Below are 14,146 nucleotides of genomic sequence, written 5' to 3' on the forward strand. Positions count from 1 at the left end.
GCTGCACTGGTACAACCACCACCGACCCCACACCGGAATCGGCGGCCACACCCCAGCCAGCCGCGTCACCAACCTCTCCGAACAACACACCTAGGGCGCTTCTGACGGATCTCCGCGGCGTCGCGGCGTCTGGCACGCACGCTCGCGGCGGCCGGGCTCGGGCCGCGAGCGGCCGCCGGGAATGTGCTGGCACGCGCGTGCGTTGGTCACGTACGATGGGGACACACCCCGCGAGGGTGTGGCACCACCTTTGAAAAGAAAACATGGGGATGATCGGTTTCGACAGCGGATGTCGAAGCAGGGGAAGCGAGTCGAGGAAGCGGCAATGATCTCGTAAACCACATGCCGAAACAAATAATCGCCAACACCAAGCGCGATTCCTTCGCCCTCGCTGCCTAAGTAGCGACTTGCGAAGTGTCAGCCCGGGGCTGTTCCCGACCCGGATCCTGGCATCAGCTAGGGAACTAAACCTCGATCCCGGTCACGGGGTGAAGAGGGAAATCAAACAGTGACTGGGCCCGTCGGAGACTTGTCCGTGTGATCTCCGGGGCCGAGAAAAGCGCAGCGGACTGCACTCGGAGAAGCCCTGATTCCGCACCGTTGGACGCGGGTTCGATTCCCGCCATCTCCACGAAGACGACAGGCGACGTGTGCCCGCGAAAAGTGCGGGCGGCGTCGCCTGTCGTCGTTTTTGTGCGGCTTTCGCCGGGCGGGCGGGGCTCCGCCGGGGCGCCGTCGTCAGGTGCGGCGGGCCGCCTCTTGTGGCGCGCGGGTGCTCGTCGCCGCGGTGAGGGCGAGGGCCAGGGCGGCCGCCGCGGCCGGGACCGCGTAGCCGGTGGCGGGGGACGGCAGGTGGTCCGCGGCCCAGCCGCCGGTGGCCGAGCCGGCCGCGATGCCGGCCAGCAGCGCGGTCACCGCCAGCGTCATCCCCTCGTTCAACCGGCCGGCCGGGGTGCGGGATTGGACCAGGCCCATGCCGGTGACCATGGTCGGGGCGGTCGCCGTGCCGGCGGTGAGCAGGGCCGCGGCGAGCAGCAGTGGGGCGCCCGTCGCGGCGGCCAGCAGCGGCAGCGTCAGCAGGGCGGCCATCGCGGCGGCGCAGTGCACAAAGCGCCGGGCGGGCCGGGCCGCCGGGGGCAGCAGGCCGAACAGCAGCCCGGCCGCGCCCGATCCGGCCGCCTGGAGGGCGAGCAGCCCGCCCGCCGCGGCCCGGAAGCCGTGCGCGTTCGCGTAGGCGAGCGTGACGACCTCCAGGGAGCCGAAGACCGCGCCGGTGGCCACGAAGGTGAGCAGCAGCGGGGGCAGACCGGGGGCGCGCAGCGGGGAGCCGGGGCGGCCGGGGGGCCGCGGGACGGCGGGTGGTTCGGTGCGGCGCTGGGCGGCGAAGAGCAGGACGCCGGTCAGGAGCAGGGTGGCGGCGACGGCGGTGCCGGCCTCCGGGGCGACGGCGGTGCACAGCAGCGTCGCGAGAAGCGGGCCGAGCAGGAAGCACAGCTCGTCGACGGCCTGCTCGAAGGAGTTGGCGGCGTGCCGGGCGGCCGGGTCGGCGCGCAGGAGGTGGGCCCAGCGGGCGCGGGACATTCCGCCGGTGTTGGGGGTGGTCGCGGTGGCGGCGTAGGAGGCGAAGAGGGTCCAGTCGGGGGCGCCGGCGTGGACGCACAGGAGCAGCGAGAGCGAGCCGAGGGCCGCAACGGCGGTGGCCGGTACGGCGATTCGGGCCTGGCCGTGGCGGTCGATGAGGCGGGCGGTCCACGGGCCGACCAGCGCGGTCGCGGCGAGTCCGGTGGCGGTGACCGACCCGGCCAGGGCGTAGGAGCCGCGGCCGCCGGCGATCATCAGGACCGCGCTGACGCTGAGCATGCCCATCGGCAGCCGGGCCAGCAGGTTGGCCGCGGTGAAGGCGCGGGCGCCGGGGACGGCGAAGAGCCGGGCGTAGGGGGAGCGGCGGCGGGGGCGGCGTACGGGTGGGGGCAAGGCCGGGTGGGTGGGTGGGGGCGAGATCGGCCGGGCGGCGAGGAAGAGGATCACGTCGTTCACGGTCGCGGCGGGGGAGGCCGGGCGTCCAACACCTGCGCGGGCCGATTGACGCACCGGGGGTGTGAGTGCCGGGGCCGGGCCTGTGAGGTGCGGAAACGCGGTGTGGTGGCGGGCGTCCGGTGTGAGGATGGGCCGGTGCCGTACGACATCGAACCGCGGCTGCTGCGGGCGTTCACCGCCGTCGCCGAGGAGCTGCACTTCACCCGGGCCGCGGCCCGGCTGTACGTCGCCCAGCAGGCGCTCAGCCGCGATGTCCGGCGGCTGGAGCGGGAGTTGGGGGCCGAGCTGTTCGTCCGGAGTACCCGGCGGGTGGCGCTGACCGCCCAGGGCGAGCGGCTGCTGCCGTACGCGCGGCGGGTGTTGGCGGCCCAGGAGGAGCTGGCCGCGGCCTTCCGGTCGGAGTCGGGGCGGCCGCTGGTGGTGGACGTGGGGGCGCCGGTCGGCACCGCGCACCGGGTGCTGGCGGCGGCCCGACGGCGGCTGCCGGAGAGCTGCGAGCTGATCGCCCGGTATCACGGCGGACTGACCGGTGCGGCCGCGGAGTTGGCCGCCGGGCGGCTGGACGTCTCGTTCGGGCGGTTCGCGGGGCTGCCGGCCGCGGCCCGGGCCGGGCTCGACCACCGGCCGGTGCGGCTGGAGCCGATGGCTGTGCTGCTGCGCGCGGACCATCCGCTGGCCGCCGCCGGCTGCGTGCCGCTGCGGGAACTGGCCGGTGAGACCCTCTACGCGGCGGCCGGGAACCCGCGGACCGCGGAGTGGACGGAGCTGGCGGCGCGGCTCTTCGAGGGGCGGGGGATCGCGATGGCGGCGCCGTTCCCGGAGATCGCGGGGGCGGAGGAGTTCGTGCGGGTGGTGCGCAAGCGAGGCTGGTCGGTGCTGGCGAGTACGGAGTTCATCGAGGTGCCGGGGATGGTGTTGCGACCGTTGGTGGATCCGGTGCCGTTGTCGCCGGTGGGGATGGTGTGGCGGCGGGGGTTGCGGCACCCCGGGTTGGCCGCATTGCGGGACGCCGCCCGGGAGTTGGGGGCGCGGGAGGGCTGGCGGGCGCTGCCCGAGGGCGCGTGGTGGCTGCCGGCGGCGGACGCGGTGGCGATGGGGGTGGCACCGGCGGGCGCTGAGGGGCCGTAAGATCCGGCGTGCGCCGGGGGCGTGACGGGCCGCGCACGGCCGTCCCGCGGGCGGAAACTTTTACGTGATGCATATCTCTCCCCGGGTGCAGGCAACCTACGGCGCCGAAAACCCTTCCTTACGGGAGGACATCGCGTGCGAACGATGTGTGCGAAGAGGACGAACGGATGGAACAGGGGGGAGTCGTGCAGCGACGTTCCGTGCTCGCGACGACGACGGCCGCGCTCGCCTTGACCGTGACCGCCGGGCTGGCTCTGACGGGCTGCGGCTCGGGGCGGATGGCGGCGCTGCATGCCAACTGCCGGACCAAGGGCCTGGGCTGGAAGGTCACCGTCCTCAAGGCGGCGCCGCACAGCACCCATCGGGAGGCACGCCTCTCGGTCGTCAACAAGGGGTCGCAGCCGTGCGTGTTCGACGGCTTCCCGACGTTCGCGGTCCACGTCGGCAAGGGGCCGGAGTCGGACGGCAAGGGGCAGGGGCGGACCATGCCGATAGACGTGGCGCGCGGTGGCACGGTCACCACCAAGCTGCGTTACAAGGACCACGCGCCCGGTATGTCGCCGGCCGACTGCCTGGTCAGCAATGACGAGGTGGTGGTGGGCGCGCCGCGGGACCACCACCAGAAGGTGATAAAGGTCCGGGACGAGAAGGGCAAGAAGACCCGGATGAACATCTGCGAGCAGACCGTCTGGATGGCGCCGCCCGCCGAGCGGACCGGCTGAGCCGGCTCCGTCGGCCGCGGGCGCGGTCGTCAGCCGTTCTCCGCGGCCGGGGTCGACAGCCGGGCGGCGGGCGGCGGGGGTGCGGCGTGCGCCGGCGGGGGCGGCAGCGCGCGCAGCCAGAACTCGGCGGCCAACGTCGGGTCCAGCGGCCGTAGCACGCCGGTGTCCGGCTGGAGGGACGTCAGCACCGGGCGCAGCGCCTCCGGGCGGATCAGGCCCAGCGCCGCCAGCTTGGAGTCCTCGCACAGCGCGGCCAGCGCCCGGCGGTTGCGGCGCAGCCCCGCATGCAGCTCGGCGCTCTGCGCGCGCCGGCGGCCGCGGCCCAGGACCGGTCCGGGCACCGTGCCGCGCATCGCCGCGGCCAGCACCGGCTTGCCGCCGCCCGGCACCCGGTCGGCGAGCCCGACGGCCAACGCCGCCTCGATCACCGCGTCGTCCAGGAACGGCGCCTCGTACGCGACCCCGTGGGCCGAGGTCAACGCGTCGATGCCGCGCACCCGTTCACCGGCCCGGACGGCCGCGGCGGCCACCTCGTGCTGGGCGCGCAGTGGGTCGAACGGCTCGGGCGCCGCGGCGGCCGCCTCGCGCAGCAGCCGGCGGACCGTGGCGACCGCGTCCGGGTGCGCCCAGGGCGGCATCGCCGGCACCTCCTCCCAGTCCGCGCTCCCGGGGCGACGGCGCGCGCCCGGGACGATCCGGTCGGCGCCGGCGGCCAGCCAGCGGGGGTAGGAGCGGCCGCCGAGGAGGGTGCGCACGGTGGCGGGCAGCGACTGGGGGGCGATGCGCCGGGCGCGGCGGGCCAGTTGGACGGCGGTGCGCAGATCGCCGCGGGCGAGGGAGTTGAGCGCCAGCGGCCGGGGCGCGAACAGTGCGTCGCCGCCGACGCCGGTCAGGTGCATCCGGGAGCCGAACGCGGCGACCAGGTGCGCCTGGTGGAGCAGCCGGGCCGCGTCCCGAATGGCGACGAGCGGGCCGGCGGGGTCGGTGTGCCCGGGGTGCTCGGGCGGGGTGTACCAGGTGGGGGCGTCGGTGTACGGGAGGGAGAGGTGGCGGCCGGCGCGGCGGACCAGGCTGAGGCGGTAGGCGCTGTGGGCGCTCCACAGGGGGTCGTCGTCGGCCGGGTCGCGGCCCTCCCAGCCGGTGGTGATCAGCTCGGTGCCGTCGCGGGCGGCCAGGAAGCAGACGCTGGTGGAGTCCAGGCCGCCGGTGAGGTCGGCGCTGAGCGTCGCCCGTTTCGTGCGGGCGTGCACGGCCGTGCCGAGGGCCTCCCGTACGGCCTCGGCGGCGTCCGGGAGCGGGAGTGCGGGCTCGGGCGGGCGCCACCAGCGCAGCTCGCGGTAGCGGCCGGCGGGGTCGTGGGCGGCGCAGCGGTCGGGCGGTACGGCGTGCACGGCCCGCCAGGGGGTGCGCTGCGCCAGTGGTAACGGGGCGCCGGGGGCGAGCAGATGGGCGGCGAGCGCCTCCTCGTCGACGGCGCCGGTGCGCGGGGCGCCGGGCAGTCCGGCGGCGGCCGCGGCGCGGGCCAGCGCGGCCAGGTCCTGGGGGCGGTTGCCGAGGACCGTGATGCCGCCGAGGGCGGTGCGGTGCAGCCGGCGGACCGCGGAGAGGCTGCCGCGGCTGCGGATCTCGGCGCCCGTGCAGGCCAACAGGAAGAAGCTGCCGGGGAGTTCGTGGCGCAGTGCGGCGAGGTCGTCCAGGTCGCGCAGCCGGTGCAGCAGGTGGGCCAGGTCGTCCGGGGTGGCCGAGGTGGTGCCGAGCAGCAGCGCGCAGCGCGGGCCGACCCGGGCCGTCACCAGCTCCTCGCTTCGCCAGTGGCCGACGATCCAGGGGCGGCCGGAGGGGTGGGCGACGGTGTGGGTGGCCGGCGTCCGGGGCAGTCCGGCGGCGAGCCGGGCGGCGACGGGGTGGTCGGGGAACACCAGGAAATCCACGGGGGCCGCTCCTTGGCCTCGGGCGTCACGGTGGGGCGGGCGACGGGCGGGCGGGGCCCGGGGCCGTCCGGCCGCGGCTGGGCCGGACGGGCCTCGGGGCCGGGGCTGGGAGTGCCCCGGTGGGGGATCGCGCGGCGGTCGGGGCGCCCCGACCGGTGGGTGGCTGGGGAGGTTCAGGAGCCGTGCCGCCCGCCGTCCCCCGGCTTGGGGCCGAGGAGGTCCCCGCCCCGCTGGGGTGATCGGTGCATCGCATCCCTTTCCTTCCGGTTGTCCGGGAGCCCGGCATCCCTGCGGGGGTGGGTGTGGCGCCCTGGCAGGGGCGAACGGTCGCCGCCGCTGCGGGAGGCGCCTCCCGCAGCAACGACGGAGCGTGGTGGGCTGGTTACGTCCTGCGTCGGATTAAAAGGCTGGCAGTGTCCGGGGCACGTGCCATTACCCCGTACGGGTGAAGGAGAGGGGCGCGTGGTGCACGGCGGCGCGCCGCCCCCGTTCCGTACGCCGCGGGCGTGCCGCCGCGGCCCCCCGCATGCCTCCGCACCGCGCCGAATCGAGGTTTCGTGCAGGTCAGATACGCCTACGGGGCGACGGATCGGCGCCCGCGCGACGGGCGGGCACGGCGGTGGCCGGCGTCCGGAACGGTCGCGGCCGAGCCGGCCAGGTGGCGGGACGGCCGCCGCCTCGCCCGGTGGTCCGGTGACGTGGCGTCGCCACCCCCGGGAGGCGCGCCCCGCGGGCGGCCGGAAATACTGGCGCCCCGGGCACGCCGCCCGGGGCGAGCGCGCGGCGCGCCACGCCAGGCGGAGCGGAACGGATCGGGATGCGGGAGCACGAGCAGGGAACGGGCGGGCCGGGGCCGGCCGTGCCGGAGGGGGCGCCGCGCCCGTTGGCAGGGTTCACCGTCGCGGTGACCGCGGCCCGCAAGGCGGCGGAGCTGGGCGCGCTGCTGGAGCGCCGCGGCGCCGAGGTGGTCTACGCCCCGGCGCTGCGCACCGTGCCGCTGGCGGACGACGCCGAACTCCGCGCCGTCACCCGCGCGTTGGCCGCCGAGCCGCCCGACGTGGTGGTGACCAGCACCGCCGTCGGCTTCCGCGGCTGGTTGGCGGCGGCGGACGACTGGGGGCTGGGCGAGGCGCTGCGCGGTCGGTTGGCCGGGGCGGAGCTGCTGGCCCGCGGCCCGAAGGTGCGCGGCGCGGTCCGGGCCGCCGGGCTGACCGAGCGCTGGTCGCCGGCTTCGGAGTCGCTCGCCGAGGTGCTCGACCACCTGCTGGCCCAGGGCGTCGCCGGCCGGCGGATCGCCGTCCAGCTGCACGGGGAGCCGCAGCCGGAGTTCGTTGGGGCGCTGCGGGCCGCCGGCGCCGAGGTCGTCCCGGTGGCGGTGTACCGGTGGCTGCCGCCGGCCGATCTGGGGCCGCTGGACGGGCTGTTGGACGCGGTCCTGGCGCGCGGTGTGGACGCGGTGACCTTCACCAGCGCCCCGGCCGTCACCTCCCTGCTGCGCCGGGCCGCCGAACGCGGCATCCGGCCGGGGCTGTTGGCCGCGCTGCAACGGGACGTGCCGGCGGTGTGCGTGGGGCCGGTGACCGCGGCCCCGTTGGCGGCGCTGGACGTGCCCACCCTGGAGCCGGAGCGCTTCCGGCTCGGCCCGTTGGTGCAGCTGCTGTGCCGGGAACTCCCGGGCCGGGCGCGGCCGTTGACGGTGGCCGGGCGGCGGCTGGAGGCCCGCGCCCGGACCGCCGTGGTGGACGGGGCGCCGCGCCCGGTGCCGCCCGCCGGGATGGCGCTGCTGCGCGCCCTGGCCCGCCGCCCCGGCGAGGCGGTCCCCCGCGCCGACCTGCTGCGGGCGCTGCCGGGCGCCGCTCGGGACGAGCGCACGGCCCAGGACGAACTGGCGGCCGCGGTCGCGCACCTACGGGCGGCGCTGGGGGAGCCCGGGCTGGTCCGGTCGGTGCCCGGGGGCGGCTACCGGCTCGCGGTCGACGCCCCTACGGGCGACGCCCCGCCCGGCGACGGCTAACGGGAGCCGAGGCCAACGGACGCCCCCTCAGGCCGGGTTGGTGATCCGGATCTTGGACTGGCCGTGCGGCCGGGTCTCCCAGTCCTCCATGAACCGCGCCTGGAGCCCGTGCTTACGGGCCAGCCGCAGCAGCGTCTCCGTCCGGTAGTAGAAGTCCTCCCGCAGCACCTGGTGTTCGGCGCCCTCGGTGCGGTCGAAGGTGAAGTCGAAGAACCCGCCGGGGGCCAGGATGCGGCCGACGTGCGCCAGGCACTCGTCGATGACGTGGATCGGCGAGTGCGAGAAGACGCTGTGCGCGTGGACGACGTCGAAGTGTCCGGACGGCAGGAACTCCAGCTTCAGGTCCTGGGTAATCGTCAAGTGCGGGAGCTTGTCCTGGAGTTCGTAGGTCGCCAGGGTCCGCTTGGCGGCTATCAGGATGTCCGGCGAGATGTCGATGCCGTAGTAGTTGCCGGCGTCCAGGTGGGCGATGAAGCGCCAGCCGGCGCGCAGGTTGCCGCAGCCGATGTCGAGCATCCGGTGCTCGGGGCGCAGTCCGTGCTCCACGAGGTAGTCGAACTGCATCTCGCCCAGGGCCAGCCAGCGTTCGTGGCTGCGGCTGCCGACCGCGGCCTCCGGGTTGCGCCCGGTGTCGGAGGCCATCACCGCGCGGTAGTACGCGACGTGGTCGGGGTGCTTCAGGCGCAGCCAGGTGTCGCGGGCGGTGCGCTTGAGGTAGGGGGTGATCCGGGCCGGGTTGCGGACCGCGTAACCGAGCTTGTGGGTCAGGCTGGCGCGGTTCTTGAGCAGCGGAGAGGACATGCCGCCGGACTATACATCACATGTATACGCTCAATGTCTACACCTGGCGTCTACGGCGCGGGTCCAGAGGGAACGGGTCGGCGGGCCCGGAAAGAGCCACGACCTGCGGGTCGGTCAGTCTGTGGCGCGCCCCGCCCGTGGGGTTCCGGCGGACGGCGCGGCCGGGCACCCTAAGAACGCTCCCGTACGCCCCCTCCGCCCCCTTCCCACGTCCCCCGTGTCCGTTTCCCGAGGAAGTGACAGGCACATGGCAGCCCCCTACGGTTTCCGGTTCGACGGCGGGCGGGTCTGCCTGGACCTGATGGCCACCGCCGGCGGCAACCCGGCCGCCGGCGAACGGCTCACCGGCCCCGCCCCGTTGGCCGCCTGGCTGGCCGGCGCCCAAGTGGTGCCGCCCGGCGCCCCGTTGGACGGCGTCGACGCCCGTTGGGTGGCCCGCTTCCGGGCGCTGCGCGAGCCGCTCGGCCGGGCGGTCCGCGCCGAACTCCTCGGCCGCGCCGCCGCGTCCGACCTGGCGCTGCTGAACGCCGCGGCCGGCGCCGCCCCGCCGCCCGTCGTGCACGTCGTCCGCGGCCCGGACGGCGCGCTGACCGGCGTCCTGGCCCAACCGCCGGACTGCGCCGGGCTGCTGGCGACCGTGGCCCGGGACGCCGTCGCGCTGCTCGCCGACCCGGTGGCGCGCGGTCAGCTCCGCCAGTGCGCGGGCGACGGCTGCTCGCTGGTCTACCTGGACGCCTCGCGGGGCCGGCGCCGGCGCTGGTGCTCCAGTGAGGTCTGCGGCAACCGCGCCCGGGTGGCCCGGCATCGGCGCCGGACCGGGCGCACCGGGTGACCGGACCCGCCCGTCCCGGCCGCATCCGGCGTCAACATCCGACCGGCTCCGTCCAACTTTGTCCGTCCCTCCAGGTGCGCGGCGTGGCCGGTTCGCGTACGGTTGACGGCTGCCCTACGCACAGCAGAAGGGGGCTTGGGTGGCCGCGCACAATGCCACGCACGCACCGGACCACGCGCCGGATTCCGTTCGGGACCGCGAGATCGAGGCCGAGCAGACGCATCTCGACCGCGTCTACCGGCGCCTTGAGGAGAAGATCCACGAGGCCGAGTTCCTGATGGACGACGCCGCCAAGCGCGGCCAGGTCGGCACCCCCGGAGCGCTCGCCGAGCGCGACGCCCAGGTGTTCCAGGCCGGCGTCCACCTCCACCGACTCAACTCCGAGTACGAGGACTTCCTCTTCGGGCGGATCGACCTGCTCCTGGGCAAGGACGGCAAGAAGGGCCCAGACGGCGCCTACACCTCCGTCGAGCCCGCCGACGGCGCCATCGAAGACGGCCGCGCCGCCATCGCGGAGACGCTGCACATCGGCCGCCTCGGCGTCCTGGACGCGGACTACTCGCCGCTGGTCATCGACTGGCGGGCGCCGGCCGCCGCGCCCTTCTACCGCGCCACCCCGGTCGCCCCCGGCCGGGTCGTCCGCCGCCGGGTGATCCGCTCCAAGGGCCGCCAGGTGCTGGGCGTCGAGGACGACCTGATGCGCCCGGAGGTCGTCGCCACGCTGAACGGCGAGGAGCTGCCGGCGGTCGGCGACGGCGCGCTGATGGCCGCGCTGGGCCGGGCCCGCAGCCACACCATGCGGGACATCGTCTCCTCCATCCAGGCCGAGCAGGACCTGGTGATCCGGGCCCCCGCCGCCTCCGTCACCGAGGTCGAGGGCGGCCCCGGCACCGGCAAGACCGCGGTCGCCCTGCACCGCGCCGCCTACCTCCTCTACCAGGACCGCCGCCGTTACGCCGGCGGCATCCTGATCGTCTCCCCGACCCCGCTGCTGGTCGCCTACACCGAGGGCGTGCTGCCCTCGCTCGGCGAGGAGGGCCAGGTCGCCATCCGGGCGCTCGGCTCGCTCGTCGAGGGCGCCGAGGCGACCGCCTACGACCCGCCGGAGGTCTCCCGCATCAAGGGCTCGGCCCGGATGGTCAAGCTGCTGCGCAAGGCGGCCCGCGGGGCGCTGGAGGGGGCGGCCCCCGCTCCGCCGCGCGCCCGCAGTGCCGAGGACGCTCAACTGTCCCTGGAGGACCTCGGCGCGCAGGACGCCCCGGCTGCCGCGACGGCCCCGCCGACCCGCCTGAGAGTGGTCGCGTTCGGCACCCGCCTCGAACTGGACGGGGCCGAGCTGACCGCCATCCGGCAGTCCGCGCTGGGCGGCACCGCCCCCGTCAACCTCCTGCGCCCGCGCGCCCGTCGGCTCATCCTGGACGCCCTGTGGGCCAAGTCCGGCGCCGCCCGCCGCTACCCGGACCCGGAGCTGGCCGCCGAGGTCCGCCAGGGCTTCGACGAGGACCTCACCACCGAGCCGGAGTTCCAGGAGTTCCTGGACGCCTGGTGGCCGGAGCTCACCGCGCGCGGGGTCCTGGCCGCGATGGCCGACGAGCGCCGCCTGGGCCGCTGGGCCCGTCGCCTGCTGACTGCCCGTGAGGCCCGTCAACTGGCCCGTTCGCTGCGACGGGTGGGCGACGACGGGCACGGCCCGCTGTCGGTGCACGACATCGCGCTGCTGGACGAGCTCCAGCAGATCCTGGGCGCCCCGGCCCGTCCGGCCCGCCCCCGCGAGGCCGACCCGTTGGACCAGCTGACCGGCCTGGAGGAGCTCACCACCTACGCGGACCGCTTCTCGACCGGCCGCAGCCGCCGGGAGCGGCTGGAGGAGGAGCGCACCGACTACGCCCACGTCATCGTCGACGAGGCCCAGGACCTGACGCCGATGCAGTGGCGGCTGGTCGGCCGCCGCGGCCGGCACGCCACCTGGACCGTGGTCGGCGACCCGGCGCAGTCCTCCTGGTCGGACCCGGACGAGGCCGCCGAGGCCCGCGACGAGGCGCTCGGCACCCGCCCCCGCCGCCGCTTCACGCTCACCGTGAACTACCGCAACCCGGCCGAGATCGCCGAGCTGGCGTCCAAGGTGCTGGCGCTGGCCATGCCCGGCACCCCGGCGCCGCGGGCGGTCCGCTCGACCGGCCTTCAGCCGCGCTTCCACGTCGCCGACGACGCGACCGGCACGGACGACGGCGCGGACGGGGCGCTGGCCCGGGCCACCGTCGCCGAGGCCGAGCGCCTGCTCGCCGAGGTCGAGGGCACGGTCGGCGTCGTGGTCGCGATGCACCGCCGCGAGCAGGCCCGCACCTGGCTGGCCGGGCTCGGCGACCGCGTGGTCGCCCTGGGCTCCCTGGAGGCCAAGGGGCTGGAGTACGACGCGACGTTGGTGGTCTCGCCCGCCGAGATCGCCGACGAGTCCCCGGCCGGGCTGCGGGTGCTCTACGTGGCCCTGACCCGCGCCACTCAGCAGCTCACCGTGCTCTCCGCCGCCCCGGACGACCCGGACGAGGACGGCGTCCCCGACCTGCTGCGCGACTAGGGCCTGTCCAACGGGGCATGGCCGGGGCGCGCCCCCGTACGAGGGGTTGCGAAATCGGGCGTGCGAGACGGGATTCGCTTGCCGGGATGGTTTGTTAGCCTTGGTGGCGGCACCGGCTCGATCCAAGCCCCCGGGCCCAACCATCGTCGCTACGAGCGACCACTTGCCGCGAGGCGAGCATGGCGGGTCGGTGTCATGAACCACACGGCGCGGGCGCCTCTCCTACGGGAGAGGCGCCCGCGGTCGTTTTCTACCGGGGCGGTGTCGGCATCCGCGCTGATGGCACCGCCGGTCCGGGGTGCCGTGGCCGGTTCCCGTCGTGCGGAGGGGGTTCCGCTCGAACGGTCAACTCTCGTATGGTGGAAGAGTCTTTCCGAAATTCGCGGCTGGTTACCGTATACCGGCTGGTAGGTGGGACGATCGAACGACGCGCTCCGGCTCGGGCACCCCCGGGTCCCGGGGCCGCTTAGAGCCAAACCAGGGAAAGCAGAGGAAGTCGGCCATGGCAACGGCGCCTAGCGTCTCGTATTCGATGACGGTGCGACTGGAAGTTCCCGCTAGCGGCACCGCCGTCAGCCAGCTCACCACGGCCGTGGAGTCCTCCGGCGGGTCGGTCACCGGCCTCGACGTGACCGCCTCCGGCCACGAGAAGCTCCGGATCGACGTCACGATCGCCGCGACCTCCACCGCACACGCCCAGGAGATCGTCTCCCAGCTGCGCAGCATCGAGGGCGTCTCGCTCGGCAAGGTCTCCGACCGGACCTTCCTGATGCACCTCGGCGGCAAGATCGAGATGTCCTCCAAGCACCCGATCCGGAACCGCGACGACCTGTCCATGGTCTACACCCCCGGCGTCGCCCGGGTCTGCCAGGCGATCGCCGACAACCCCGAGGACGCCCGCCGGCTCACCATCAAGCGCAACAGCGTCGCCGTGGTCACCGACGGCTCCGCGGTCCTCGGCCTGGGCAACATCGGCCCCAAGGCCGCGCTGCCCGTCATGGAGGGCAAGGCGGCCCTCTTCAAGCGCTTCGCCGGCATCGACGCCTGGCCGATCTGCCTGGACACCCAGGACTCCGACGCAATCGTCGAGATCGTCAAGGCCATCGCCCCCGGCTTCGCGGGCATCAACCTGGAGGACATCTCCGCGCCCCGCTGCTTCGAGATCGAGGCCCGGCTGCGCGAGGCCCTGGACATCCCGGTCTTCCACGACGACCAGCACGGCACCGCCATCGTGGTGCTCGCCGCGCTCACCAACGCGCTGCGGGTGGTCGGCAAGAAGATCGAGGACGTCCGGGTCGTGATGTCCGGCGCCGGCGCCGCCGGCACCGCCATCCTCAAGCTGCTGCTGGCCGCCGGCGTCAAGCACGCCGTGGTCGCCGACATCCACGGCGTCGTGCACGCCGGCCGCCCCGACCTCGTCGACGCGGACCCCGACTCGGCGCTGCGCTGGATCGCCGACAACACCAACCCCGAGGGCGTCACCGGCACCCTCAAGGAGGCCGTGGTCGGCGCCGACGTCTTCGTCGGCGTCTCCGCGCCCGACGTCCTCGACGGCGACGACGTGGCCAAGATGGCCGACGGCGCGATCGTCTTCGCGCTGGCCAACCCGGACCCGGAGGTCGACCCGGCCCTCGCCCGGCAGACCGCCGCCGTCGTCGCCACCGGCCGCTCGGACTTCCCCAACCAGATCAACAACGTGCTGGTCTTCCCGGGCGTCTTCCGCGGCCTGCTCGACGCCGCGTCGCGTACGGTGAACACCGAGATGATGCTGGCCGCCGCCCGGGCCCTCGCCGACGTCGTGCTGGACGACGAGCTCAACGCGAACTACATCATCCCCAGCGTCTTCAACGAGAAGGTCGCGGGTGCGGTGGCCGGCGCGGTGCGGGACGCGGCGAAGGCCGCGGGCGAGGCTGTGACAGCTGCCACGGGAGCCTGAGCCGGCGCGTCGCAAGACTCGCCCCCAGCGGGCCACCCATAGGGTGGCGGGTGACCCTCCAGGGGTGCCGGATTGGCTTTACCGCCGCAGGTGGGGGCAGGATGCTCTCCCAGGACAATGTCCAGGGGGACCTCAGGCGCGAGGGAGCTGAAGGACGGACCCCGTTCCGC

General features: G+C 75.1%; 9 protein-coding genes and 1 other RNA gene. 7 read left to right on the top strand and 3 right to left on the bottom strand.

Annotated elements, in window-relative coordinates; all coding sequences use genetic code 11:
- The first annotated feature begins 265 nt into the window (after positions 1–265).
- Positions 266–634, top strand: a transfer-messenger RNA (tmRNA) gene (gene ssrA / locus ACFVFQ_RS15565).
- Positions 635–738: 104 nt separating this feature from the next.
- Here ssrA and ACFVFQ_RS15570 read toward each other — a convergent pair.
- Positions 739–2,028, bottom strand: coding sequence for an MFS transporter (locus tag ACFVFQ_RS15570; RefSeq protein WP_383415628.1), 1,290 nt, complete (start codon positions 2,026–2,028; stop codon positions 739–741).
- A 144-nt stretch (positions 2,029–2,172) separates the two neighbouring features.
- On the opposite strand from ACFVFQ_RS15570, the gene ACFVFQ_RS15575 reads away from it, so the two are divergent.
- Together ACFVFQ_RS15575 and ACFVFQ_RS15580 are read left to right on the top strand one after the other, a co-directional pair.
- On the top strand, positions 2,173–3,165 hold the full coding sequence (locus tag ACFVFQ_RS15575; RefSeq protein ID WP_383415049.1) for a LysR family transcriptional regulator: 993 nt from the start codon (positions 2,173–2,175) through the stop codon (positions 3,163–3,165).
- Positions 3,166–3,350: 185 nt separating this feature from the next.
- Positions 3,351–3,887, top strand: coding sequence for a DUF4232 domain-containing protein (locus ACFVFQ_RS15580; RefSeq protein ID WP_383415052.1), 537 nt, complete (start codon positions 3,351–3,353; stop codon positions 3,885–3,887).
- Between the two features lie 29 nt (positions 3,888–3,916).
- Here the strand turns inward: ACFVFQ_RS15580 and ACFVFQ_RS15585 are convergent, their stop codons facing one another.
- Positions 3,917–5,818, bottom strand: a complete 1,902-nt coding sequence (locus ACFVFQ_RS15585) for an asparagine synthase-related protein (RefSeq protein ID WP_383415055.1) — start codon at positions 5,816–5,818, stop codon at positions 3,917–3,919.
- A gap of 817 nt (positions 5,819–6,635) precedes the next feature.
- Between ACFVFQ_RS15585 and ACFVFQ_RS15590 the strand changes: the two genes are divergently transcribed.
- Positions 6,636–7,832 carry a uroporphyrinogen-III synthase gene (locus ACFVFQ_RS15590; protein WP_383415058.1) on the top strand — a complete coding sequence of 399 codons (1,197 nt, stop codon included), beginning with the start codon at positions 6,636–6,638 and terminating at the stop codon, positions 7,830–7,832.
- Positions 7,833–7,859: 27 nt separating this feature from the next.
- Here ACFVFQ_RS15590 and ACFVFQ_RS15595 read toward each other — a convergent pair whose 3' ends face one another.
- Entirely contained in the window at positions 7,860–8,633 is a 774-nt protein-coding gene (locus ACFVFQ_RS15595) for a class I SAM-dependent methyltransferase (protein ID WP_383415060.1), read from the bottom strand.
- A 247-nt stretch (positions 8,634–8,880) separates the two neighbouring features.
- Between ACFVFQ_RS15595 and ACFVFQ_RS15600 the strand changes: the two genes are divergently transcribed.
- The 3 genes from ACFVFQ_RS15600 to ACFVFQ_RS15610 all read left to right on the top strand — a co-directional run bounded on the left by ACFVFQ_RS15600 (position 8,881) and on the right by ACFVFQ_RS15610 (position 13,976).
- Entirely contained in the window at positions 8,881–9,465 is a 585-nt protein-coding gene (locus ACFVFQ_RS15600; RefSeq protein WP_383415063.1) for a CGNR zinc finger domain-containing protein, read from the top strand.
- A gap of 139 nt (positions 9,466–9,604) precedes the next feature.
- Positions 9,605–12,040: a HelD family protein gene (locus tag ACFVFQ_RS15605; protein WP_383415066.1), complete on the top strand. Its 2,436-nt coding sequence runs from the start codon at positions 9,605–9,607 to the stop codon at positions 12,038–12,040.
- Positions 12,041–12,542: 502 nt separating this feature from the next.
- Complete coding sequence (locus ACFVFQ_RS15610) at positions 12,543–13,976, top strand: NAD-dependent malic enzyme (RefSeq protein WP_383415069.1); 1,434 nt, start codon at positions 12,543–12,545, stop codon at positions 13,974–13,976.
- Positions 13,977–14,146: the final 170 nt, after the last annotated feature.

It is taken from the genome of Streptomyces sp. NPDC057743, from assembly GCF_042798755.1.
Lineage (GTDB): Bacteria > Actinomycetota > Actinomycetes > Streptomycetales > Streptomycetaceae > Streptomyces.